The sequence below is a fragment of the Serratia liquefaciens genome (assembly GCF_027594825.1).
Lineage (GTDB): Bacteria > Pseudomonadota > Gammaproteobacteria > Enterobacterales > Enterobacteriaceae > Serratia > Serratia liquefaciens_A.
This window is the reverse complement of sequence record NZ_CP088930.1, coordinates 2,086,044-2,110,914: the sequence shown is the minus strand read 5'-3', so window position 1 is coordinate 2,110,914 and position 24,871 is coordinate 2,086,044. Positions and strand designations below refer to the sequence as shown.

Genomic DNA, 24,871 nt, shown 5'->3' with positions numbered 1-24,871 from the left:
TATGGATATCGGTGAATTCGTGGCCCTTAGTGTAAAGCATAATGCTTCCGATCTGCACCTTTGTACGGGGCATCGGCCGATGTTGCGCATCGATGGCGAATTACAGCCGCTTGAAGGTGCGGAAAAACTGACCGAGACCAAGATGCACCGCTTGTGCAGCGCGCTGCTACAACCCCAGCAGCGGCAGCAATTGCAACAGCAGGGGCAGCTTGATCTGGCGCTGACGCTTGCGGGCGATATTCGGCTGCGCGCCAATTTCTTTCTGCAAAGCCTCGGGGTTTCGCTTGCCTTGCGGCTGATTGCCGGCGAGTGCCCGACGCTGGCGGCGTTGGCGGCACCAGACATCATTTCGGCACTGGTGCGCAGGGAAGATGGCCTGATTTTAGTGACCGGCGCGACCGGCAGCGGTAAATCCACGACCCTGGCGGCAATGATTGACGGCATCAATCAGCACCAGCGGCGGCATATTCTTACGCTGGAGGATCCGATTGAATTTATTCACCGTAGTCGACACTCTTTAATTCAGCAGCGTGAGTTGGGCCGTGACAGCCACAGTTTTGACGACGCGCTACGCGCTGCCCTGCGTGAAGATCCAGACGTCATCTTGCTGGGGGAACTGCGTGACACCACAACCATCAGGCTGGCGCTTACCGCTGCGGAAACCGGCCATCTGGTACTGGCGACGCTGCATACCCGTAGCGCGACGCAGGCGGTCGATCGGCTGGTGGATGTTTTCCCGGCGGAAGAAAAGCCCTACGTGCGTGCTCAGTTGGCCGGTAGCCTGCAGGCGGTGATTGCGCAGAAGTTGTTGAGCCGGCCCGGGGGCGGCAGGGTGGCGATTTTTGAGGTGCTGACGGCGACGGCGGCGGTCAGCAGCATGATCCGCGAGGGCAAAACCCATCAGCTTGCCAGCGTGCTGCAAACCGGTGGGCAGTCCGGCATGCAGACCTTTGAGCAAGGTCTGCAACAGCGGATCGGTGCGGGGTTACTGGGCGGCGTGGAGGGAACTTTGCCAGAGGATTAACCCAATTGCCGTTCGAACCAGCTTTCCAGAATGACCACCGCCGAGGCGGAATCCACGCTGCCCTTGTCAAGTGCACGGAAGCCGCCGCGATCGAACAGGTTGGCGCGGGCTTCGACGGTACTGAGACGTTCATCATGCAGCGCGATTTGCACGCCAAAGCGGCCGTGCAGGCGGTTGGCGAACTTGCGCGCTTGCTCGGTGACCGGCTGTTCGGTGCCGTCCATGTTCAGCGGCAGGCCGACCACTACCAGATCCGGTTGCCACTCTTTCAGCAACTTCTCGATTTTCTGCCAGTCCGGCGAGCCGTCCTGCGCTTTGAAAGCCGCCAGCGCACGGGCGCTGCCGGTAAGCTCCTGACCAATGGCCGCGCCGATGCTTTTGGTGCCGAAGTCGAAGGCGATAATGGTGCGGTTGGTCATCAGGCGTGTCCTGCGTGGTTGGCAATGCTGCGGATATCGATGCCAAGGCGATTGGCGGCCTCGCGCCAGCGGCTGGCGATCGGCGTATGAAACAAAATGTCAGTGTCGGCCTCAATGGTCAGCCAGGCGTTTTCCAACACTTCCTGTTCCAGTTGGCCTTTTTCCCAGCCGGCATAGCCGAGCGCGACCAGCACGTCATCCGGTTGTTCCGGTGTGCCCAGCGTTTCCAGCACGTCTTTCGAGGTGGTGATCATGGTCTTCGGCGAGATCTGAATGCTGGAGCCGAAGCCTTTGCGCGGGGTATGCAGGATAAAACCGCGATCGTCAGCCAGCGGGCCGCCGGCAAACACCGGCTTATCCAGACTGATGGCCGGATCGCGCGCCTGCGGCATGATCTTCAGTTTGCTCAGCACTGTTTCCACCGTGAACTGTTCCACCGGTTTATTGATCACCAGGCCCATGGCGCCGTCTTCATTGTGCTCGCAGACATAAATCACCGAGCGTTTGAAGCGAGGATCCTGAAGTGATGGCATAGCGATAAGAAAATGGTGTTGTAAATTCATGGTGTTATTCAAGGTAATTGATTGGTGAGAAGTTAAACAGCCGCCAGTATGCGGCTATCCCCATCGCCTTTCAAGCCGCGACTCGGTTGACGCGGGCCGACAGCGTCATTCAGGGAGGTCGGGAAGGCGGGCGACAATGTCACCCGCTTTGCAATTACTTAGCCGCCAGACGCTTTTCGATTGCGTCCATTAGCATACCGGTGATGGAAACCGGGAAGGCCGCTTCTATTTCACGCGCACAGGTTGGGCTGGTGACGTTGATTTCAGTCAGGCGATCGCCAATCACGTCCAGGCCCACAAAGATCAGCCCTTTTTCTTTCAGCGTCGGGGCTACCGCACGCGCAATTTTCCAGTCGCTTTCGCTCAGCGGACGCGCTTCGCCACGGCCGCCGGCCGCCAGGTTGCCACGGGTCTCGCCCTGAGCCGGGATGCGTGCCAGACAGTAAGGCACAGGCTCACCGTCAACCACCAGAATGCGCTTATCGCCCTCCTTGATTGCCGGCAAGAAGTTCTGCGCCATGCAGAAACGGCTGCCGTGCTCGGTCAGGGTTTCGATAATCACCGACAGGTTAGGGTCATCCTGCTTCACGCGGAAGATAGACGCGCCGCCCATGCCGTCCAGCGGTTTGAGAATAATGTCGCCGTGCTGCTGGTGGAATTTGCGGATGTGTGCCGCGCTGCGACTGACCAGGGTGTCCGGCGTCAGTTCCGGGAACCAGGCGGTGAACAGCTTTTCGTTGCAGTCGCGCAGGCTTTGCGGCTTGTTGACCACCAGCGTGCCTTTGACCTCTGCACGTTCCAGAATATAGGTCGCGTAGATGTATTCGGTATCGAACGGCGGATCTTTACGCATCAGGATCACGTCCAGATCGTGCAGCGCCAGATCCTGTTCGCTGCCAAAGCTGAACCAGCTTTCTTTATCTTCCTTTACGTTCAGCAGACGGGTGCGGGCGCGGCCGTCACCGGCGTGCAGATAGAGATCGTCCATCTCCATGTAATGCAGTTCCCAGCCACGGCGCTGCGCTTCGAGCAGCATGGCGAAGCTGGTGTCTTTCTTGATGTTGATGGAGGCGATAGGGTCCATCACGATGCCGAGCTTAATCATCTTTTCTCCTTTAACCCAGATCACCGAAACGTACCTGCAAAGCGGTAATTGCGGTGAGTGCTGTGGTTTCTGTACGCAGAACGCGTGGCCCCAGCAGGATATCAGTAAATCCGTGGCCTGTGGTCATCGCAATTTCGTCGGCGGATAAACCGCCTTCCGGCCCAATCAGCAGGCGGACATGTTCCACTGGCAGCGGCAACGTATTGATGCTGTGGCTGGCGCGTGGGTGCAGGTTAAGTTTCAGGCTGCCATCTTGCTCGGCGCACCAGTCTTCCAGTTTCATCGCTTCGCGAATTTCCGGAATACGGTTACGGCCACATTGTTCGCAGGCGGCGATGGCAATTTTCTGCCATTGCTGAATTTTTTTCGCCAGACGTTCGCCATCCAGCTTTACGCCGCAGCGCTCGGAAAACAGCGGGGTGATGACATTGACCCCGAGCTCGATGGATTTCTGGATGGTGAACTCCATCTTCTCACCGCGAGAAATCACCTGGCCCAGATGCAGATTGAGCGGCGATTCACGGTCTTCCTGTTGGCCGGCGGCTAACCGCACCAGCACGTTTTTTTTGTCGACCTGGGTGATTTCGGCATCAAATACCTGGTTGCTGCCGTCGAAGAGCTGCAGCGCCTGGCCGGCGCTCATGCGCAGTACACGCCCGATGTGGTTGGCGGCGTCTTCGCTCAGTGCGATTTCTGCATGGTCGATTAACGGCTGCGGATGATAAATGCGGGGTATACGCATAGAAATATTCGTTCCTGACTCATGTGCAGTCATCAGTGCTGCAGTTTGAAAAAAAAGAGTATATACCCAAAGTAATTGAAGCTGCAGCAAGGCGGCAAGTGAGTGCATCCCGATGAGCTTACTTAAGTAAGTGATTCGGGTAAGCTCACGCAGTCAACGCCGCTGCAGTTTTAAGTACGAAGGGAATTTAGCCCTTTCGTTGCTGGCAAGCCTGTTCAATATAGGGATTGTGATTACCCTGTACTTTAGCGATGCGTGCCTCCCGCAGGCATTCCCATTGGCTGACCGGATACTGACGGTTCCACACTTCGAAAAGTTGGGTCTGCTGGCGTGAAAGCCGCAGTTGATAACGGTCGCGCATATAAAAGTAGGTGCGGGCGATAGCGCCGCGGGCGCGGGCGGGCGGTTCGGCCTGCTTGTTTTTAAAGTCCACCTTCATGGGGCACTGGCCGTACTGACCTTCGCCGCCTTTCCATTGGCTGTACATGAAATTATTGCGATCGCCGTTCACTTCACCAATCGCCGGTTGCAGGTTGTGCAGGTCAGTTTCGATTTGGCGATAGCCCGCGTCTTTATTGCAGTTTTTGCGGCCGCCCTGTTGCCAGCACTGCAATTGATGGCCGAACTGCCAGGCCGGGACCACATGTTCCCACTCGATACGCTGTGCGCGTTGGGCGTTCTTACGCGGCTGATAGCCGCAACTGTTCAAATCCGGGATGCCTTTCTTACCCTGCCACTCAATCCGGCAGCCGCAGTAGAAAGAGCCGGGCGCGCCTTGGTTGATTTTGGCCGCTGCAGCCTTGGCCTGAGAGAAATTATTAATGCCGTGCGCCTGTGCGGCACCTGCGGCGAAAACCACCGTAAACAAAATTTTGCGAAGCATGTTCCAAAACGGCTCAAAATTGGAAAGGCAGGCAGGGTAGCGGAAGTCAACGACAGTGGCAAACGACGGGCTTTACGCCCGTGGCTCCCTAGCTACAGTCGGGTGCCTGGCTGTAACTTAAACTCGCAGGGCATAGCGATGGATTTTCGGTTAAAGAGGCTCGTTGGCGATAAATTTCAATTTTTCACCACACTGGCGGCAGCGATATTCGCTTTCACCGCGAAGCACCCGATTATGCCGACGTACGGTGAGCTGATGCTGTTGGCAACGGCAGAGGTAGGGGAAGGTTTTGCTCTGCACCGAGGCAATCTCAAACTGGTGGGTGCGGCTGGCCGGCACCTGCAACACGCTTTCCATCATCCAGCGCCATTCGCGCCCATGGGGGGCTACGCGGCCGAACTGGCGGAAAACTAGCAGGTGCGCCAGTTCGTGCGGCACCACTTCGTCGATAAACGGCTGCTGGTTTTCCATCAGCAAAACCGGATTCAGGCGAATTTCCCAGGCTTGCAGCCAGGCGGTGCCCGCACTGGTGCCACGTTGCTGGTAAACGACTTTGGGTTCCGGAAATTCGACGGAAAAATGCTGACGCGCCAGCAGCAGTTTTTCGCGCAGGCTGCGCATCACCGCCTGTTGCAGCGCTATGGGGATTCTTACTTTGTTCATTGAGGCTAGCTTAAGCAATGGCGCGACGGCTGGCAATAAGACGAAAAACTAATTCTCATCCCGCCTGTCGGGCCGGTTTTTTATCGCATTGATAACCCGATCGACGCTGATGGATTGTAATCAATGTGTTAACTGCGGGATAATAAACCGTACATGCTGAGTCTGTACCCGTAGGGGACGAATATATTCGTCCCGATTAACACGGGCGCAGTATACAGCGCCCCTAGAAACCAGCAGGTTATTATGCGATTTAGCGCAATAACCGACTGATTAAAAATACGTAAGGTGTGGGAAGTTTTTTGACGCGGCCTGCCCCGAGCTGGCTGAGTAAGTGTGAATTTAACGCAGCTGATGTTGCAAGTGAGAGATCAATGTCGAATAAACCGTTCCATTATCAAGATCCGTTCCCGCTGAAGAAAGACGATACCGAATACTATCTGTTAAGCCGCGATCACGTTTCCGTGAGCGAATTTGAAGGCCAGGAAGTTCTGAAAGTAGCCCCTGAAGCGTTAACCCTCCTTGCTCAGCACGCGTTTCATGACGCTTCATTTATGCTGCGCCCGGCGCACCAGCAGCAGGTTGCCGATATCCTCAAGGATCCGGACGCCAGCGAAAACGACAAATACGTTGCGCTGCAATTTTTGCGTAACTCGGAAATCGCCGCCAAAGGTATTTTGCCGACCTGTCAGGACACCGGTACCGCCATTATCGTCGGTAAAAAGGGCCAGCGTGTCTGGACCGGTGGCGGTGACGAAGAAGCGTTGTCACGCGGGGTGTATAACACCTTTATCGAAGACAACCTGCGATATTCGCAAAACGCCGCGCTGGATATGTATAACGAGGTCAACACCGGCAGCAACCTGCCGGCGCAGATCGATCTCTACAGCGTAGACGGCGAAGAATACAAATTCCTGTGCATTGCCAAGGGTGGTGGCTCCGCCAACAAAACCTACCTTTATCAGGAAACCAAAGCGCTGCTGTCTCCGGGCAAGCTGAAGGATTATCTGGTCGAGAAAATGCGTACGCTGGGCACTGCGGCTTGCCCGCCGTACCACGTGGCATTCGTTATCGGCGGTACTTCGGCGGAAGCGACGCTGAAAACCGTAAAACTGGCGTCGACCAAGTACTATGACGGCCTGCCGACCGAAGGCAATGAGCACGGTCAGGCATTCCGCGACGTGGCGCTGGAAGAAGAGTTGCTGAAAGAAGCGCAGAACCTGGGGTTGGGCGCGCAGTTTGGCGGCAAATACTTTGCACATGACGTCCGCGTGGTACGTCTGCCGCGCCATGGCGCATCCTGCCCGGTGGGGATGGGGGTTTCCTGCTCCGCTGACCGTAACATTAAGGGCAAGATCAACCGCGACGGCATCTGGCTGGAGAAGCTGGAGCATAACCCGGGCAAATTTATCCCGCAGGAACTGCGTCAGGCCGGCGAAGGTGAGGCGATCAAAATTGACCTTAACCGCCCGATGGCCGATATCCTCAAACAGCTGTCGCAATACCCGGTATCCACCCGCCTGTCCTTGAGCGGCACCATCATCGTGGGCCGCGACATAGCCCACGCCAAGCTGAAAGAACGCCTGGACAGGGGCGAAGGCCTGCCGCAATACGTCAAGGATCACCCGATTTACTACGCAGGCCCGGCCAAAACGCCGGACGGCTACGCCTCCGGTTCACTGGGGCCAACCACGGCCGGGCGCATGGATTCTTACGTCGACCTGCTGCAGTCTCACGGCGGCAGCATGATCATGTTGGCGAAAGGCAACCGCAGCCAGCAGGTGACCGACGCCTGCCACAAGCACGGCGGTTTCTACCTCGGCAGCATCGGTGGCCCGGCGGCCGTATTGGCACAGCAGAGCATCAAGAGCCTGACCTGCGTCGAATACCCGGAGCTGGGTATGGAAGCGATCTGGAAAATCGAAGTGGAAGATTTCCCGGCGTTTATTCTGGTGGATGATAAAGGCAATGACTTCTTCCAGAAGATCCAGGCCGGCCAGTGTTCTCGCTGCGTGAAGTAACCGCCGAAAGGATTTGCCGCCCGCAGTGGGGCGGCAAATTTCAGGTTTTATCAACCCCTGTGTAAATTACTGTAGCCCGCTGGACGCCATGTTTTAACCTGTATACCCTACGCGCAAAGCACTAATACGCGCATAAAGGCATATTTGGAACAGAAGGTTCGGCAAACTCATGGAAACGCAGGAAAGTCATATCAGGGAATTGCTGGTCTGGATTGAAGACAACCTAACCAATCCCTTGTCATTGGATATCGTTTCTGCCAAATCAGGCTACTCGAAATGGTATCTGCAGCGAATGTTCAAAAAGCAGACCAGTTTGTCGCTGGCTTCCTATATTCGCGCACGCCGCTTGTACCTCGCCGCTTTCGCCTTGCGTTATACGCAAAAAAGCATTCTTGATATTTCTATTGAATATCAATTCGATAACCAACAAACCTTTTCTCGCTGCTTCAAAAAGCACTTTGCCGAATCTCCCAGTGTTTATCGCCATGCGCGTAAACAGGACTTCAGCCATCTGGTTCGCTCGCTGTCGGTGAATCAGCCGGGTGATATCAAGGTCGATCGCGTCAAGGTCGCCAAGGGGCAGTATGCTATCCGCGGGAAGAGTTACCCTTACCATCTGGATATTACCGATCTGGATAAGTCGCACCTTCCCATCCGCAGCAAAATAAAAGAGACGTTCTATGCCCTGCTGGGCGGGCGCCCGGCATTGACCTATTCGCTGGCCCAGTTTGTGCCGGATGGGGAAAGAGTGCGGGTAGATTACACCCTGGGGGTAGCGGCGGACTGCCCGGTCAGTGACGATGCCGGGCTTGAAGCGCTGCCGGATATCTCCGGTGATTTTTGTCGTTTTTGCTATGCCGGCAAGCCGGTGGCCCTGAACGATCATATCGTCCAGATGTACACTCAGGTCTTGCCGCAACTTGGCCTGGCCCGCCGGGAAGGGCCTGACCTGACGATGTTCAACTATTCGCTAAATGAGCGGGAGGAGCTGCATCTTGAGCTCCAACACCTGGTGCCAGTGACTCCCCTTGACTGAGCGTGGTGGCAGAGCGGTTCTTTTGCTGCACGATATCTGCCATCACTGCCAGCGCGATTTCAGCCGGGGTCTTGCTGCCGAGCGGCAGGCCAATCGGGGCATGAATTCGCTCCAGCTCTTGCGGGCTGAATTCGGCAATCTGCTGCAGGCGTTGGCGACGACGCGCGCTGTTGCGCAACGATCCCATGGCGCCGATATAAAACGCCGGAGTATGGATAGCTTCCATTAGCGTCAGATCGTCCATGCGGGGATCGTGAGTCAGCGCGACAATTGCGGTATTGGCGTGACAGCCGCCGTCTTCAATAAACTTGGCCGGAAACTGACGCAGTAGCGTTACGTTGGATCTCAACTGCAGGGCGAAATTTTCCAGCGCCTCCGGACGGTTCTCGCACACCAACACTTCAAACCCCAGCGAACTGGCGAAATCGGCACAGTACAATGCCACGCTGGACAGACCGGCGATCAGCAAACGCGGGGCCGCGGCAATATGCAGGGTAATTTGCGGACCGCGGCGTTCCACCTGGGTCGCACTGGCGAAATCGGTCAATGTCAGGCTGCCGCAGGCATCCGGCAGGGTGAGGCGTTTGACCAGCGCATGGTGTCCGTTTAGCGCGCCGGCGAGGGTTGTCAGGTAATCGATGCTCTCGTCGCCTGCCGGCAAATACTCAATCAGCACCTCCAGCACGCCGCCGCAGGGCAGCGCCACGTTGGGCTCCAGACCGCCCTCACCGTAACGAATGACCTGGCTGGCAGCCTGATACTCCCCGGCCGCCAGGCGCCGCAGAAAGTCTTCTTCCACGCATCCCCCGGACAGCGAGCCGCAATAATGCCCGTCCTGCGTGGCGGCCAACAGCGCCCCCGGCGATCGCGGTGAGGAGCCGTAAGTGCTTAGCACGGTGCACAGCCACACCGGTTGTTGTTTCAGCCAGTTTATCGCCTGGCTGACCACGGTGATATCGAGATGTTGCATAGATGAGTTACTCGCTGACCGGTAGCTGCGACGGAAGATCTATATCCTGCACCACGGTGGGTTGATCAAGATAAAGCCAGTGTACCGCCTGCTCTTTAAGCAGATTGCGTGCGCCATTATCGCCACGTAATTGGCTCAGTTGTTTGCGCAATAGAGCGGAAAACCCAACCGGATGACCCGGCTGTTGCTCAAAACGGGGGCGGACAATGGCGTGGTGCTGCAACGCGTTGGCTACCTGCTGGAAAACCGCCGGGATGACGAACGGCATATCCGCCAAATGAACCAACCAGCCTTGCCAGTGCGGCGTGGCGTTAACGCCGGCGGCAATGGAATCGCCAAGACCGTCGCTGGCCAGCAGCGTGACCGGAACCTGATAGGCGGCGCAAATCTGTTGTACCGGGTGGTTGTCCGGTCGGGTGACCACCCATATTGGCAGGCCGGACGCCAACGCTTGACGCAGCGTCTGTTCAAACAGCGAACGTTGGCGGCCAGCGGCATCCGCAAACTCGGCATTTAATTTATTGCCTGCGCCACCGGCCTGAGAGAAGCGTTCTCCACGTCCGGCAGCGGCGATCACTATGCCTGTTGTCATCTTACCCGCCCGAATTTGCGCAACGTCTAATTACCTTACTAAAAATATGTGTTGTTGAGATGTATTTTTATTGAAAATCGCATGTTAATCATCACATAATTTTGGTTATAAGCATATGCTTATGACGTCTACGGCAAGGTCGTCAGCGTTTGCGCAACACCACCGCTGAACACAAAACTACAATAAAGATGCAAAGGACTTTTTATGAGCAATTTCAACCCGTCGCGGCGTCGCTTTATCAAAAGCGCCGTGATAGCGGGGGTCTCCGTGTACCTCGCGCCTCTGTACAGCCGCGCCTATGCCGCGCTGTTTGAGCAAAAGATCCTCCAGTCCCCGAACTGGGATGCCCATGAGAAACGCATACGTTTTCGTATCGATGGCCGTGCCAAAGTCATGGGGCAGAAGGTCTTTGCCCGTGATATTCGCGCGGTGGATATGCCGCACTGGCCACAGCAGCAGGCGCACGCCTTTATTTTGCGTGTCACTCAAGCTGACAAGCTGTTCGAAGGCATCGATCTCTCCTTGCTGGGCGACGACCTGCAACCCGATCGGCTGGTAACCGCCGAGGATTTGGCGCGCGACGGTCTGGCCTTCCCGGCATTTTACGGTGACGACATGCTGCTGCCGATTGGCAAAACCCCGGCTTACCTGGGCCAGGCCGTGGCAATCCTGATTTATCACGACTTTGCCCGTTTCCGCTTCGCCAAAGACAAGCTGAAATTCCGCGAAGGCACGATTAAATACGGGGCGCAAACCGGTCCGCTGCAGCGTGACCCTTGGGGCACTTTCCGCTATGTGCGGGTGGGCGGAGACAAGCCGTTCGATGACGACCGTTTTTCCAGCCTGAAAGATACCCCGATCTTCCCGGTTTCGATGAAGAAACACCTGCCGGTCTGGCCGGAAGGGCGCGAAGGCGGCAAGCTGGATCAGGAAGGGATGTACTACGCCGGCATGATTGCCGATGAGTTGAAAACGCCGCCGGACGAGTGGCTGGTGATGTCACGCCGCTACACCACGCAGTCCGTCGACACCTCCGCGCTGGAGCCGGACAACGCCAACGGCTGGTTCGACGCCGAGACGCAAACGCTGCATCTGGTGGTGCCGACTCAATCGCCGCAGGAAGTGGCCGATGAAATGCCGCGCATGCTGGCAAAACGTAATCCGCCGGTTAAACAGCTGATTCTGCACCCTTGCTACACCGTCGGTTACGGCTCGAAAGATCACTTTAACTTCCCGTATTACGGCGCGGTGGCGGCGATGTACGGCGACGGGCACCCGGTTCGGCTGGCCAATGACCGTTTCGAACAGTTCCAGACTGCGCTGAAACGTCATGCCTTCGACATGAATTACCGCATTGCGGTAAACCGCCAAACCGGCGTACTGCAGTCATTTCACGGCGAGATGACGGCAGACGGCGGCGGCCGCAGCAACTTTACGCCTTCGGTGGTGATGGTGGCGGCGACCGCGGCACAGTCGATCTATTACTTCCCGAAAAGCGATTTGTCTGCGGTGGGGCTGGCTTCGCGCGCCATCGACGCGGGGTCGGCACGGGGTTACGGCACGCTGCAAAGCATGGCCGCCACCGAAATGATGGTCGATGAGCTGGCTGCCGAACTGAAGATTGATCCGATTGAATTCCGTTTGCGCAACGTGCTGAAATCCGGCATGAAAAATACTCAGGGGGCCATTCCTGCCGGGGCTATTCGCGCCGATGAAGTGCTGGAGAAGGCGGCGAAGCATGAGATGTGGCTGCAACGCGCCAAGCGCAAGACGGAGTTTGAAAGCCAGCACCCGGGCAAACGCTATGGCGTAGGCTTTGGCTGCGTGCAAAAAGACTTCGGTACCGGTGCCGAGACTTCATTCGCCCGCGTCGAGCTGGGAGAAGACGGGCGCATTATGCTGCATCACAGCGGTGCCGAGATGGGCACCGGCATGTCGACTTCACAGTCGGTGTTGTGCGCACAGTGGCTGGGCAAACCGGCGGACGAGGCTCACTTCTCGGTGACCGACTGGTCAGTGTTGCCGATGGTCACCAGCGGCGATCCCTACATTATGTCGCAGGCCGATCAGGATCGGTTGCAAACCAATCCGGCCTGGACGCCAAGCTACTGCTCACCTTCCAGCGCCAGCAACTCGGCATATTATTTCTCCCACAGTACGCGAGAAGCGGCACGGCTGATATTCGATCATGGCCTGTGGCCGGCGGCGATGGCGATTTGGCAATCCGGCATCGGCGGCGGTCAGGCGGCGCCTTTGGTGGTGCGCCGAGAGGATGCGCGTTGGGTGGAGGGGGGATTGACCGCTGCCGGTATGGAGGTGTTGAGCCTGGAGCGGCTGGCAAAACAACTTTACCAGATGGGCGGGATCGCCGGTGCAGCGGTACACGTGTTCAACCGCTGGCAGTGGGCGGAAGCGGAGTTTACCCTGAGCGGCAACAGCGAACGCCTGCCGATTGATGGCCTGGCTGTACGCCACGCCGGCGGCGAGTTCAAAACGCTGCCGCGCAATCAGGCCTATTATCCCCCGACCCAACGCAATAACGCGGCGGTGACCTATTACAGTGCCGTCGGCACCCTGGCGGAAGTGGCGGTGGATATCGCCACCGGCCAGGTAGAACTGCTGAATCACCATTCGATCATGGAGTGCGGCAACCTGATTGTGCCGGAACTGGTTTCCGGCCAGTTGCAAGGCGGCTTGGCGATGGGGATTGGTCATGCGCTGCACGAATATTTACCGCTGTACGAAGACGGGCCCGGTAACGGCACCTGGAACTTTAATCGTTACCACCTGCCACGCGCCAGCGATGTGGCGGTCTGGAAGCAGACCGATGACATCCTGCCTGCGCTGTCGGAAACCGATCCGCCCAAAGGCATGGCCGAAGTGGTGATGATCCCGGTGGTCGCGGCCTTGGTCAACGCCATCGCCGACGCCACTGGCCACCGTTTCCGTGATTTGCCCGTCCGTGCAGAAAATATTCGTGAGGTATTACAATGAGCATCAAAACCCAGCCGATTTCCCTGACCATCAACGATAAGCAATACGGCCCGATCGACGTACCGGAAGGGCTGATGATGATCGATTTCCTGCACGAGTATCTCGACCTGACCGGCTCGCGGCTTGGCTGCGGGCAGGGTATCTGCCACGCCTGCGTAGCGATTGTCGATCACCCCAGCGGCACCAGTGAAGAAGTGCGTACCTGTATTACCGGCGCACACTTTTTCAGCGGCAAGAAAGTCCGCACCGTCGAGGGGCATGCCAAGGTGGACGCGCAGGGCGAAGTGGTGGAGTTGTCACCTATCCAGCAGGCGTTTCTCAAGCATTACAGCTTCCAGTGCGGCTACTGCACGCCGGGCTTTGTCAACGCCGCCACCATCTTTGTGGAAAAACTCAAGCGCGAACCCATCGCCCGCGAGCAGTTGGAAGACGCCATTGAACAGGCGCTGGACAGCCATATCTGCCGCTGTACCGGCTATGTCCGTTACTACGAAGCGGTTCGTGACGTGGTGCTGAAAACTCCGGGCCTGCTGAAGGAGACGGCGCAATGAAAAAACGTCTCGCTCTGTTGATCCTGCTGGTGGTCATTATCGTCATCGCCGTGCTGTGGTGGCGGGAAAACCGCCGCTACGATGGGCCGGTGCAGCAGGTGACCGCCAGCACTGAACAGGTTGCTCGCGGTCGCTATCTGGCGCAGGCCGCCGACTGTGCCGCCTGCCATACCGCCAGCGGCGGTGCCCCCTTGGCCGGCGGCTATCCGCTGGAGACGCCGTTCGGCACTATCTATGGCAGCAACCTGACGCCTTCGGCCGATCATGGCATTGGCCGCTGGACCCGGGACGACTTCTTCCTGGCGCTGACTCAGGGCGTGGCACCGGGCGGCCGCCATCTGTACCCGGCGATGCCTTATACCTCGTATAAAGGCATTTCACGCCAGGATGCTGATGACATCTACGCCTATCTGATGACCCGCCCGGCGGTGGACGTCGCCATTCCGGAAAACAACATGCCGTTCCCGTTTAACCAACGCATGGCGCTGATCGGTTGGAACCTGCTGTTCCGCAGCCAGGAGCCGTTGCCAAACAGTTCACAAGGCAATTCGGCGCAGTGGCAACGCGGCCGTTACCTGGCGGATACGCTGGGTCACTGCGGGGAATGCCATACGCCACGCGGCATGCTGGGGCAGATGAATCTTGGCAAGCCGATGCAGGGGGGCGATTTGGGGCGCTTTATGGCACCGGATATCACGCCGCACGGATTGGCCCAGCGCGGCTGGACGCCGGATGACCTGAACCGTTTCCTGGCGACCGGCATGGCACCTCAGGGATCTGCGTTCAGTGAGATGCACATGGTGGTGGATCTCAGCACCCGTCATCTGACGCCGGAAGATCATCAAGCACTGGCGACCTATCTGATGGGGGAACAGCCGCCTGCTGCAGTGCCGGTTAAACTCGGCCAAGGCAGCGATGCCGGACGCATCAGCTATCTGGATCAGTGCTCCGGCTGCCATGCTAGGGAAGGTGAGGGTAAACCACACGTGGCGGTGGCGATGCGCGATAACGCCACGCTGCGCCAGCCGGACGCCAAGAATCTGATTGTCTCGGTGCTGGACGGTTTACCGGCGCAGCAATTCCCCAACGGTGAAAGCATGCAGAGCATGCCGGCCTTTGGCGAACGTCTGGACGATGCGCAAGTGGCGGAGTTGGTGAACTATCTGCGCGTAACCTGGGGAGGCTTGCCGGCGGATATCACCGCTGAGCAGGTGAAGGCGCTGCGCAAGAAGTAGCTTAAGCCAGGTTAAAAAAATGGCCCGCAGTTTCGCACTGCGGGCCATTTTGTTTTTGACGTGAACTAGCTGCGGCTGGTTGCGCTCATTGCACGTTGGCTGCGTTGCTTGACGATATAGCCAATGGCCAAAATGGCCACCCAGACCGGGATCAGCAACACCGAGATTTGAATGCCCGGCGTCAGGTACATGATCACCAGGATACCGGCCATAAACACCAGGCACAGGTAGTTGCTGAACGGATACCAGAAGGCTTTGAACTTCGGCTCTACGCCTTCGCGGTTCTTGGCGGCGCGGAACTTCAGGTGTGCCAGGCTGATCATCGCCCAGTTGATCACCAGTGCAGAGACCACCAGCGCCATCAGCAGTTCGAATGCGCGACCGGGGATCAGGTAGTTAATCAGCACGCAGAACGCCGTGGCCGTGGCGGAGACGGCGATGGCAATGACAGGTACGCCGCGGCCATCGACCTTCAGCAGGCTCTTCGGACCGTTGCCTTGTTTCGCCAAGCCGTACAGCATGCGGCTGTTGCAGTAAACGCAGCTGTTATACACCGACAGCGCGGCGGTCAACACCACGACGTTCAGCACCGTTGCTACCAGGTTGCTGTTCAGCGCGTGGAAGATCAGCACGAACGGGCTGCCGCCTTCCACCACTTTGCCCCAAGGGTACAGCGACAGCAAAATGGTCAGAGAGCCGATATAGAACAGCAGGATACGGTAGATTACCTGGTTAGTGGCTTTAGGGATGCTTTTCTGCGGGTTGTCGGCCTCTGCGGCGGTAATGCCCACCAGCTCGAGCCCACCGAACGAGAACATGATCACCGCCATCGCCATCACCAGCCCCATGATGCCGTTCGGGAAGAACCCGCCCTGTGCCCACAGGTTGGTCACGGTCGCTTCCGGGCCGCCCATGCCGCTGAACAGCAGGTAGGCACCGAACACGATCATGCCGATAATCGCCACGACTTTGATGATGGCGAACCAGAATTCCATCTCGCCGTAGACCTTCACATTCGCCAGGTTGATGGCGTTGATGGCCAGGAAGAACACCGCCGCCGATACCCAGGTCGGGATCTCCGGCCACCAGTACTGCACATAGATACCGACCGCGGTCAGTTCCGCCATCGCCACCAGCACGTACAGCACCCAGTAGTTCCAGCCGGACGCAAAACCGGCGAAATTGCCCCAGTACTTATAGGCGAAGTGGCTAAAGGAGCCGGCAACCGGCTCTTCCACTACCATTTCACCCAGTTGGCGCATGATCAGAAATGCGATAAAGCCGCCAATGGCATAGCCGAGAATGACCGAAGGACCGGCCATTTTTATTGTTTGCGCGATCCCGAGAAATAGCCCGGTACCGATAGCGCCCCCTAGAGCAATGAGCTGAATATGGCGGTTTTTCAGGCCGCGCTTCAGCTGGTCGCCATGCTGTTGACCATCCATCAATGAAACCCTCTGTCGTTGCAGAATTACTCACATGCTGTAAAGCAGTGGTTACGATGTGTGTTTTGTTTTATTTACGGCGTTATATCTATTAATTCCACGGAGCCGCTACCGTTTGGCAAAGAATAATGTTATGCGCGTCAGTTTGCACCTGCTTTATAGGGTGAGTGATTAAGATTTCAGCAGTTTAGGAAACAAAATGCGGGTTGTGTGACGGCAAGGGGGATTCAGTGCATGAAATAAGCAATAAATCACATAATGCGCAAAAATAATTTGGCGCTGGTCGCTTTGCGATGGCGAAATATTAACCGGTCAGGCGCACTTTATGCGCTGCAAATAGCTATTCGTTAAAGCTTAATAAACATGCAATAAAATGCCGTCTTTGATGCTTCAGTCTGCCTGACGGGAGGTTTCGCAAAAGTTAAATCAAAAACCTACCTCGTAAATGGTATTACCAAGCACGCGTTAGCGGTTTGCAGCAGGTCTGGTATTGGGGTGTTAAAATGTGCGGGTAACCTGATTTCGATCAAGGCCCATATGGACAGGAGGTGAATACTTTGTTACTTTACCGTCACGTTTTTGAAATTGGTATTACCAATTGACTCCGCGCCATTCGCAGAGAAGAATTCACCCATGGCCTACAGCAAAATCCGCCAACCCAAGTTGTCAGATGTTATCGAGCAGCAGCTCGAACACTTGATCCTCGAGGGAACACTGCGTCCAGGCGAAAAACTGCCACCGGAGCGCGAACTGGCGAAACAATTTGATGTTTCCCGTCCTTCTCTGAGAGAGGCCATCCAGCGCCTGGAAGCCAAAGGGCTGCTCCTGCGCCGTCAGGGCGGTGGTACCTTTGTGCAAACTAATCTGTGGCAGAGCTTCAGCGATCCCCTGGCTGAACTGTTGGCCGACCACCCTGAATCACAATTCGATCTGTTGGAAACCCGTCATGCCCTCGAAGGCATCGCTGCCTATTACGCGGCGTTGCGCGGTACCGACGAAGATCTGGCGCGCATCCGCGACTGCCATATTGTGATCCAGCAGGCCCAGGAAAGCGGCGATCTCGACGCCGAAGCCGACGCGGTCATGCAGTATCAAATCGCCGTGACCGAAGCTGCCCACAACGTTGTGTTACTTCACCTGCTACGCTGCATGGGGCCGATGCTGGAACAGAACGTACGTCAGAACTTTGAATTGCTCTACTCGCGCCGTGAGATGTTGGCAAAGGTGAGCAGCCACCGCGCCGGAATTTTTGAGGCGATTGTGGCACGCGAGCCGGAAAAGGCCCGTGAAGCCTCGCACCGCCATTTGGCGTTTATCGAGGAAATCTTGCTGGATCTCGGTCGGGAGCATACTCGGCGCGAGAGATCGCTACGGCGTCTCCAGCAACGCAAGGATTAAGAGCGTTCTCTTCAGGGCACACCAGCCTGCGGAGCTTTCGTTCGAAGTGCTTAGTTAAGCATTTAAGCGGCAACTAAACTGATGGGCCTGTCTTCGTGTGTTTTGCCTCAGAACACAGGAAGACAGGCTCCAAAACAAACCATTAGACAGATAAGGAATACCACCATGTCAGAACGTTTAAACAATGACGTGGATCCGATCGAAACCCGCGACTGGCTGCAGGCGATCGAATCGGTCATCCGTGAAGAGGGTGTTGAGCGAGCTCAGTTTCTGATTGATCAGGTATTGGGTGAAGCCCGTAAAGGCGGTGTTAGCGTTGCAGCCGGTGCTGCGGCTCACAACTACGTCAACACCATCGCGGTGGAAGACGAGCCTGCTTACCCTGGTAACCTGGATCTTGAGCGTCGTATTCGCAGCGCTATCCGCTGGAACGCGGTAATGACCGTGCTGCGCGCTTCCAAGAAAGATCTGGACCTGGGCGGCCACATGGCTTCCTTCCAATCTTCCGCGACCTTCTATGAAGTCTGCTTCAACCACTTCTTCCGTGCACGCAACGAGCAAGACGGCGGCGATCTGGTTTACTTCCAGGGCCACATCTCTCCGGGCGTTTACGCACGTGCCTTCCTTGAAGGCCGCTTGACCGAAGACCAGATGAACAACTTCCGTCAGGAAGTTCACGGTAAAGGCCTGTCTTCTTACCCGCATCCTAAACTGATGCCGGAATTCTGGCAGTTCCCGACCGTTTCCATGGGCCTGGGCCCAATCAGCGCCATCTACCAGGCGAAGTTCCTGAAATACCTGGAACACCGTGGCCTGAAAAACACCTCTGCTCAGACCGTTTACGCCTTCCTGGGCGACGGCGAGATGGATGAGCCGGAATCCAAAGGTGCGATCACCATCGCTACCCGTGAGAAGCTGGACAACCTGGTGTTCGTCATCAACTGTAACCTGCAACGTCTGGATGGCCCGGTCACCGGTAACGGCAAGATCATCAATGAACTGGAAGGCATCTTCTCCGGCGCAGGCTGGCAGGTACTGAAAGTGATTTGGGGCGGTCGTTGGGACGAACTGCTGCGTAAAGATACCAGCGGCAAGCTGATCCAGCTGATGAACGAAACCCTGGACGGCGACTACCAGACCTTCAAATCCAAAGACGGCGCTTACGTACGTGAGCACTTCTTCGGCCGCTTCCCGGAAACCGCTGCTCTGGTCAAAGACATGACCGACGACGAAATCTGGGCGCTGAACCGCGGTGGTCACGATCCGAAGAAAGTCTTCGCTGCACTGAAAAAAGCGCAGGACACCCAAGGCAAACCAACCGTTATCCTGGCCCATACCATTAAAGGTTACGGCATGGGTGAAACCGCGGAAGGTAAAAACATCGCTCACCAGGTGAAGAAAATGAACATGGAAGGGGTTCACCACTTCCGCGATCGTTTCAATGTGCCGGTTGCCGATGCTGACATCGAAAAACTGCCGTACATCACCTTCGAGAAAGACTCTGAAGAGTACAAATACCTGCACGAACGCCGTCAGGCGCTGAAAGGTTATGTTCCTACCCGTCTGCCAGCCTTCACCCAGAAGCTGGAAATGCCGGCTCTGGAAGACTTCAGCTCGCTGCTGGAAGAGCAGAACAAAGAAATCTCCACCACCATCGCCTTTGTGCGTGCCCTGAACGTGATGCTGAAGAACAAGTCGATCAAAGATCGCCTGGTTCCAATCATCGCCGACGAAGCGCGTACCTTCGGTATGGAAGGTCTGTTCCGTCAGATCGGTATCTACAGCCCGAACGGTCAGCAATATACTCCGCAAGACCGTGAGCAGGTTGCTTACTACAAAGAAGACGAAAAAGGTCAGATCCTGCAGGAAGGCATCAACGAACTGGGCGCAGCATCTTCATGGCTGGCCGCAGCGACTTCCTACAGCACCAACGATCTGCCGATGATTCCGTTCTACATCTACTACTCGATGTTCGGTTTCCAGCGTATCGGTGACCTGTGCTGGGCAGCAGGCGACCAACAGGCGCGCGGCTTCCTGATCGGCGGTACTTCAGGCCGTACCACCCTGAACGGTGAAGGTCTGCAGCACGAAGACGGCCACAGCCACATTCAGTCTCTGACTATCCCTAACTGTATCTCTTACGATCCAGCTTATGCATACGAAGTGGCAGTGATCATGCACGACGGTCTGGTCCGCATGTACGGTGACGCGCAAGAAAACGTCTACTACTACATCACCACGCTGAACGAAAACTACCACATGCCGGCCATGCCGCAGGGCGCAGAAGAAGGTATCCGCAAAGGTATCTACAAGCTGGACACTCTGGCAGGCAGCAAAGGCAAGGTTCAGTTGCTGGGTTCAGGTTCTATCCTGCGTCACGTACGTGAAGCGGCGAAGATCCTGGCAGACGATTACGGCGTGGGTTCTGACATCTACAGCGTGACTTCCTTCACTGAACTGGCGCGTGATGGCCAGGACTGCGAGCGTTGGAACATGCTGCACCCAACCGAAACTCCACGTGTACCGTACATTGCTCAGGTGATGAACGATGCGCCGGCGGTGGCGTCTACCGACTACATGAAGCTGTTTGCAGAACAGGTTCGTACTTACGTTCCAGCCAGCGACTATCGCGTACTGGGTACTGACGGCTTCGGTCGTTCAGACAGCCGCGAAAACCTGCGCCACCACTTTGAAGTTGACGCTTCTTACGTTGTGGTTGCTGCACTGGGTGAACTGGCTAAACGCGGTGAAATCGAAGCTTCTGTGGTAGCTGATGCGATTAAGAAATTCGACATCAACCCAGAAAAAGTTAACCCGCGTCTGGCATAAGAGGTACAGAAGAAATGTCTATCGAAATCAAAGTACCGGACATCGGTGCAGACGAAGTGGAAATCACCGAGATCCTGGTGAAAGTGGGCGATAAAGTTGAAGCTGAACAATCGCTGATCACCGTTGAAGGTGACAAAGCTTCCATGGAAGTCCCCTCCCCGCAGGCGGGTGTGGTGAAAGAGATCAAAGTTGCCGTCGGTGATAAAACCGAAACCGGCAAACTGCTGATGATCTTCGAAGCGGAAGGGGCGGCTCAGGCCGCACCGGCTGCCAAGGCTGAAGAAAAACCGGCTGCAGCACCTGCTGCTCCGGCGGCCGCGGCTGCCAAAGACGTTGCCGTACCGGACATCGGTGCCGACGAAGTGGAAGTGACCGAGATCCTGGTGAAAGTGGGCGACAAGGTGGAAGCCGAGCAGTCCCTGATCACCGTTGAAGGCGACAAGGCTTCCATGGAAGTCCCTGCACCGTTCGCAGGCACCGTGAAAGAGATCAAAATCGGCACCGGCGACAAAGTCACCACCGGCTCGCTGATTATGGTCTTCGAAGTGGCCGGCGCAGCTTCTGCTGCCGCTCCGGCTGCGGCTGAAACGCCTGCTGCTCCAGCGGCACCGGCTGCCTCAGCGGCCAAAGAGGTTGCCGTACCGGATATCGGTGGCGATGAAGTAGAAGTGACCGAAGTGATGGTAAAAGTGGGCGACAAAGTTGCCGCTGAGCAGTCACTGATCACCGTTGAAGGTGACAAGGCTTCTATGGAAGTGCCGGCACCGTTCGCGGGTACCGTGAAAGAAATCAAAATCAGCGCCGGCGACAAAGTGAAAACCGGTTCCCTGATCATGGTGTTCGAAGTTGAAGGCGCAGCACCAGCGGCAGCCCCTGCTCAAAAAGCAGAAGCGGCACCGGCTCCGGCTGCCAGTGCGGCACCGGCCAAACAGGCTGCTCCTGCTGCCAAAGGCGAGTTCGCTGAGAACGACGCTTATGTGCATGCTACCCCGGTCATCCGCCGTCTGGCGCGTGAGTTCGGCGTAAACCTGGCGAAAGTGAAAGGCACCGGTCGTAAAGGCCGCATCCTGCGCGAAGACGTTCAGACTTACGTGAAAGACGCGGTCAAACGTGCAGAAGCGGCTCCGGCTGCTGCCGGCGGCGGTCTGCCAGGCATGCTGCCATGGCCGAAAGTGGACTTCAGCAAGTTCGGTGAGATCGAAGAAGTTGAACTGGGCCGCATCCAGAAAATCTCGGGTGCCAACCTGAGCCGTAACTGGGTGATGATCCCGCACGTGACTCACTTCGACAAAACCGACATCACCGATCTGGAAGCTTTCCGCAAGCAACAGAACGAAGAAGCTGCCAAGCGTAAGCTGGACGTGAAGTTCACCCCGGTGGTGTTCATCATGAAAGCCGTTGCAGCCGCTCTGGAGCAGATGCCGCGTTTCAACAGCTCTCTGTCCGAAGATGGCCAGAAGCTGACGCTGAAAAAGTACATCAACGTGGGTGTGGCGGTTGATACACCAAACGGCCTGGTGGTTCCGGTATTCAAAGATGTGAACAAGAAGAGCATCACCGAACTGTCCCGTGAGCTGATGGCTATCTCCAAAAAAGCGCGTGACGGTAAACTGACCGCCGGCGAAATGCAGGGTGGCTGTTTCACCATCTCTAGCCTGGGCGGTATCGGGACAACTCACTTCGCGCCGATTGTGAATGCGCCGGAAGTGGCTATTCTGGGTGTCTCCAAGTCTGCTATGGAGCCGGTCTGGAACGGTAAAGAGTTCGTGCCGCGCCTGATGATGCCAATGTCGCTCTCCTTCGACCACCGTGTTATCGATGGTGCAGATGGTGCGCGCTTTATTACCATCATCAACAACATGCTGGCTGATATCCGCCGTATGGTGATGTAATGAAAAAAGGGCGCAGCATGCTGCGCCCTTATCACTTCTGTAGCAGTTTTGTCGGTTTTTGCACGACTCGACAAAATTGTTGAGACACGGGTCACTCGAACACGCTTTGCAGATTATTAACAATTCTGTAAACTGCTCGCGGTGTAAGCGTCCCGGTGGATGAAGGGCGTTATGAGATCGATTAGCAATAAAAATGACGTCTGACCCGCCGGACAATCAATTAAGAGGTCATGATGAGTACTGAAATTAAAACTCAGGTCGTGGTACTTGGGGCGGGCCCGGCAGGTTACTCTGCTGCCTTTCGTTGCGCTGACTTAGGTCTTGAAACCGTTCTGGTTGAACGTTATTCCACGCTGGGCGGTGTTTGCCTGAACGTGGGATGTATCCCTTCCAAAGCACTGCTGCACGTTGCCAAAGTGATCGAAGAAGCCAAAGCGCTGGCCGAGCACGGCATCGTTTTCGGCGAGCCGAAAACTGACATCGACAAAGTGCGCGTCTGGAAAGAAAAAGTCATCAATCAGCTGACCGGCGGTCTGGCTGGCATGGCTAAAGGCCGTAAAGTGAAAGTGGTTAACGGCCTGGGCAAGTTCACCGGCGCTAACACCCTGGTTGTTGAAGGCGAAAATGGTCCAACCACCATCAACTTCGACAATGCTATCATCGCTGCAGGTTCTCGTCCGATCCAACTGCCATTCATTCCTCATGAAGATCCACGCGTGTGGGACTCTACCGATGCACTGGAACTGAAAACTGTCCCAGAGCGTCTGCTGGTTATGGGCGGCGGCATCATCGGCCTGGAAATGGGCACCGTATACCATGCGCTGGGTTCACAGATCGACGTCGTCGAAATGTTTGACCAGGTGATCCCGGCGGCTGACAAAGACGTGGTGAAAGTCTTCACCAAGCGTATCAGCAAGCAGTTCAACCTGATGCTGGAAACCAAAGTGACCGCGGTAGAAGCCAAAGAAGACGGCATCTATGTCACGATGGAAGGCAAAAAAGCCCCTGCAGAACCACAGCGTTATGACGCGGTGCTGGTTGCTATCGGCCGCGTACCTAACGGTAAGCTGCTGGAAGCGGGTAAAGCCGGCGTGGAAGTTGACGAGCGTGGTTTCATCAACGTCGACAAACAGCTGCGCACCAATGTGCCGCACATCTTCGCTATCGGCGACATCGTCGGTCAACCGATGCTGGCGCACAAAGGCGTGCATGAAGGCCACGTTGCCGCTGAAGTTATCGCCGGCATGAAGCACTACTTCGATCCGAAAGTGATCCCATCGATCGCTTACACCGAGCCGGAAGTTGCCTGGGTGGGTCTGACCGAGAAAGAAGCGAAAGAAAAAGGCATCAGCTACGAAACTTCCACCTTCCCGTGGGCAGCTTCTGGCCGTGCTATCGCCTCCGACTGCGCAGACGGCATGACCAAACTGATCTTCGACAAAGAAACTCACCGTATCATCGGTGGCGCGATTGTCGGCACCAACGGCGGCGAGCTGCTGGGTGAGATCGGTCTGGCTATCGAGATGGGTTGCGACGCGGAAGACATCGCGCTGACTATCCATGCTCACCCAACCCTGCACGAATCCGTAGGCTTGGCGGCAGAGATCTTTGAAGGCAGCATCACCGATCTGCCTAACCCGAAAGCCAAGAAGAAGTAATTCTGCTGGTTTGAAAGGTGAATAAGCGGCTCCTGAAAAGGGGCCGTTTTTTTATGCGTGGCATCCAGGTAAAAGGCCGCTCGATGAGCGGCCAGTAGCTTACTTGTTCTGGAATATCACGTTGAACGTGAGGCTGTTGCCGTTAACCGACCAACCGCCTTTGCTCACGCCAAACGCCGATCCCAGTACAATGAGCAGGATAAATAGGGAACTCCCTTTCATTGCGCGATCCTTGTGGAACCACGACCACCGCGACTTCACCGGAAAAATCCCGGCGGAACAAGCGCTTTGTGGCGCCTGTATCGCAGTCGTTGCAGCACTGTTCTCAAGCCCGATGACCGACTGCTAAACCGGCAGAACAGACCCGGCTAAATATTACGTTGAAATGAATTTCCAGACATTCTTTTTGTTGATTTTTTAATCATCGTTGCGCACAATATCCCTGCTTTGTGGCGCTTGTATCGTTCTTTAACGATGTAAGAAATCCGTAAGGTGCCTGCTAACACCGAACGGAACAACAGAACCGCCTTAACGGCGGTTTTTTTGTGCCTTCCGATCTCAATTTTTACTATTCGCGACCAATAGCCATTGTAAGTGAGTGGGTATTATGTTGTGCTCGTCAGGCTGATGCAGGTTGTGAACGGAACCTTCCTGCAGCCCCGTCGGGCCTGTGTTGCAGCCGATTACACTGCGCTCAACGATTCAGCAAAGATTTAATGTTGCTTTTATGTGAACGAATTAACAACCAATTCAAATCCTGATATGCTGGCTGAGCGGAACCGGGCACTGTAACTTACAGTCCAGGACATCGACAGCAGTGCCCCGTCAGGATCAATGGCCTCAACACCGTGCGC

General features: G+C 56.3%; 20 protein-coding genes. 10 read left to right on the top strand and 10 right to left on the bottom strand.

The window, feature by feature from the left end:
• Position 1 precedes the first annotated feature (1 nt).
• Positions 2–1,024, top strand: coding sequence for a type IV pilus twitching motility protein PilT (locus tag LQ945_RS09595; protein WP_270102777.1), 1,023 nt, complete (start codon positions 2–4; stop codon positions 1,022–1,024).
• Here the strand turns inward: LQ945_RS09595 and ruvX are convergent.
• The 6 genes from ruvX to LQ945_RS09565 all read right to left on the bottom strand — a co-directional run bounded on the left by ruvX (position 1,021) and on the right by LQ945_RS09565 (position 5,399).
• Complete coding sequence (ruvX, locus tag LQ945_RS09590; RefSeq protein WP_020828599.1) at positions 1,021–1,443, bottom strand: Holliday junction resolvase RuvX; 423 nt, start codon at positions 1,441–1,443, stop codon at positions 1,021–1,023. The two genes, LQ945_RS09595 and ruvX, sit on opposite strands and share 4 nt — an antisense overlap.
• A complete protein-coding gene (locus LQ945_RS09585; RefSeq protein ID WP_044553426.1) occupies positions 1,443–2,006 on the bottom strand; it encodes a YqgE/AlgH family protein in 564 nt (187 codons plus the stop codon). The genes ruvX and LQ945_RS09585 overlap by 1 nt, the downstream gene beginning before the upstream one ends.
• Before the next feature lie 154 nt (positions 2,007–2,160).
• Entirely contained in the window at positions 2,161–3,111 is a 951-nt protein-coding gene (gene gshB, locus LQ945_RS09580) for a glutathione synthase (RefSeq protein ID WP_044553424.1), read from the bottom strand.
• Positions 3,112–3,121: 10 nt separating this feature from the next.
• The gene (rsmE, locus tag LQ945_RS09575) at positions 3,122–3,853 is read right to left on the bottom strand and encodes a 16S rRNA (uracil(1498)-N(3))-methyltransferase (RefSeq protein WP_044553422.1); all 732 of its coding nucleotides are present in this window, start codon (positions 3,851–3,853) and stop codon (positions 3,122–3,124) included.
• A gap of 187 nt (positions 3,854–4,040) precedes the next feature.
• Complete coding sequence (gene endA, locus LQ945_RS09570; protein WP_270102776.1) at positions 4,041–4,736, bottom strand: deoxyribonuclease I; 696 nt, start codon at positions 4,734–4,736, stop codon at positions 4,041–4,043.
• 150 nt (positions 4,737–4,886) lie between these two features.
• Entirely contained in the window at positions 4,887–5,399 is a 513-nt protein-coding gene (locus LQ945_RS09565; RefSeq protein ID WP_044553418.1) for a SprT family zinc-dependent metalloprotease, read from the bottom strand.
• 371 nt (positions 5,400–5,770) lie between these two features.
• Here LQ945_RS09565 and fumA point away from each other — a divergent pair, with 371 nt between their 5' ends.
• Positions 5,771–7,417 carry a class I fumarate hydratase FumA gene (gene fumA, locus LQ945_RS09560; protein WP_044553416.1) on the top strand — a complete coding sequence of 549 codons (1,647 nt, stop codon included), beginning with the start codon at positions 5,771–5,773 and terminating at the stop codon, positions 7,415–7,417.
• Between the two features lie 169 nt (positions 7,418–7,586).
• Entirely contained in the window at positions 7,587–8,453 is an 867-nt protein-coding gene (locus tag LQ945_RS09555; protein ID WP_071827055.1) for a helix-turn-helix domain-containing protein, read from the top strand.
• Here LQ945_RS09555 and LQ945_RS09550 read toward each other — a convergent pair.
• Both LQ945_RS09550 and LQ945_RS09545 read right to left on the bottom strand, forming a co-directional pair.
• Positions 8,377–9,423, bottom strand: coding sequence for an XdhC family protein (locus LQ945_RS09550; RefSeq protein ID WP_270102775.1), 1,047 nt, complete (start codon positions 9,421–9,423; stop codon positions 8,377–8,379). The genes LQ945_RS09555 and LQ945_RS09550 overlap by 77 nt on opposite strands.
• A 7-nt stretch (positions 9,424–9,430) precedes the next feature.
• Positions 9,431–10,015 carry a nucleotidyltransferase family protein gene (locus LQ945_RS09545; RefSeq protein ID WP_270102774.1) on the bottom strand — a complete coding sequence of 195 codons (585 nt, stop codon included), beginning with the start codon at positions 10,013–10,015 and terminating at the stop codon, positions 9,431–9,433.
• Positions 10,016–10,219: 204 nt separating this feature from the next.
• Here LQ945_RS09545 and LQ945_RS09540 point away from each other — a divergent pair, with 204 nt between their 5' ends.
• Genes LQ945_RS09540 through LQ945_RS09530 form a run of 3 tightly spaced genes read left to right on the top strand, consistent with a single transcriptional unit; the run spans position 10,220 to position 14,795 of the window.
• Positions 10,220–13,009: a xanthine dehydrogenase family protein molybdopterin-binding subunit gene (locus LQ945_RS09540; RefSeq protein ID WP_270102773.1), complete on the top strand. Its 2,790-nt coding sequence runs from the start codon at positions 10,220–10,222 to the stop codon at positions 13,007–13,009.
• On the top strand, positions 13,006–13,560 hold the full coding sequence (locus LQ945_RS09535; protein WP_270102772.1) for a (2Fe-2S)-binding protein: 555 nt from the start codon (positions 13,006–13,008) through the stop codon (positions 13,558–13,560). The genes LQ945_RS09540 and LQ945_RS09535 overlap by 4 nt, the downstream gene beginning before the upstream one ends.
• Complete coding sequence (locus tag LQ945_RS09530; protein WP_270102771.1) at positions 13,557–14,795, top strand: cytochrome c; 1,239 nt, start codon at positions 13,557–13,559, stop codon at positions 14,793–14,795. Before LQ945_RS09535 ends, LQ945_RS09530 begins: the two co-directional genes overlap by 4 nt.
• 65 nt (positions 14,796–14,860) lie before the next feature.
• Here LQ945_RS09530 and LQ945_RS09525 read toward each other — a convergent pair whose 3' ends face one another.
• Complete coding sequence (locus LQ945_RS09525) at positions 14,861–16,240, bottom strand: amino acid permease (protein ID WP_270102770.1); 1,380 nt, start codon at positions 16,238–16,240, stop codon at positions 14,861–14,863.
• A 633-nt stretch (positions 16,241–16,873) separates the two neighbouring features.
• Between LQ945_RS09525 and pdhR the strand changes: the two genes are divergently transcribed.
• The 4 genes from pdhR (at position 16,874) to lpdA (ending at position 24,017) form a co-directional block, all read left to right on the top strand.
• Positions 16,874–17,638 (top strand): pyruvate dehydrogenase complex transcriptional repressor PdhR, encoded by a 765-nt coding sequence (gene pdhR / locus LQ945_RS09520; protein WP_044553402.1) that lies wholly within the window; start codon positions 16,874–16,876, stop codon positions 17,636–17,638.
• A 165-nt stretch (positions 17,639–17,803) separates the two neighbouring features.
• Positions 17,804–20,467 (top strand): pyruvate dehydrogenase (acetyl-transferring), homodimeric type, encoded by a 2,664-nt coding sequence (gene aceE / locus LQ945_RS09515; protein ID WP_020828584.1) that lies wholly within the window; start codon positions 17,804–17,806, stop codon positions 20,465–20,467.
• A gap of 14 nt (positions 20,468–20,481) precedes the next feature.
• On the top strand, positions 20,482–22,359 hold the full coding sequence (gene aceF / locus LQ945_RS09510; protein WP_270102769.1) for a pyruvate dehydrogenase complex dihydrolipoyllysine-residue acetyltransferase: 1,878 nt from the start codon (positions 20,482–20,484) through the stop codon (positions 22,357–22,359).
• 233 nt (positions 22,360–22,592) lie between these two features.
• Complete coding sequence (gene lpdA / locus LQ945_RS09505; RefSeq protein ID WP_020828582.1) at positions 22,593–24,017, top strand: dihydrolipoyl dehydrogenase; 1,425 nt, start codon at positions 22,593–22,595, stop codon at positions 24,015–24,017.
• Positions 24,018–24,116: 99 nt separating this feature from the next.
• Here the strand turns inward: lpdA and LQ945_RS09500 are convergent, their stop codons facing one another.
• Positions 24,117–24,239, bottom strand: coding sequence for a hypothetical protein (locus LQ945_RS09500; protein ID WP_255477881.1), 123 nt, complete (start codon positions 24,237–24,239; stop codon positions 24,117–24,119).
• Positions 24,240–24,871: the final 632 nt, after the last annotated feature.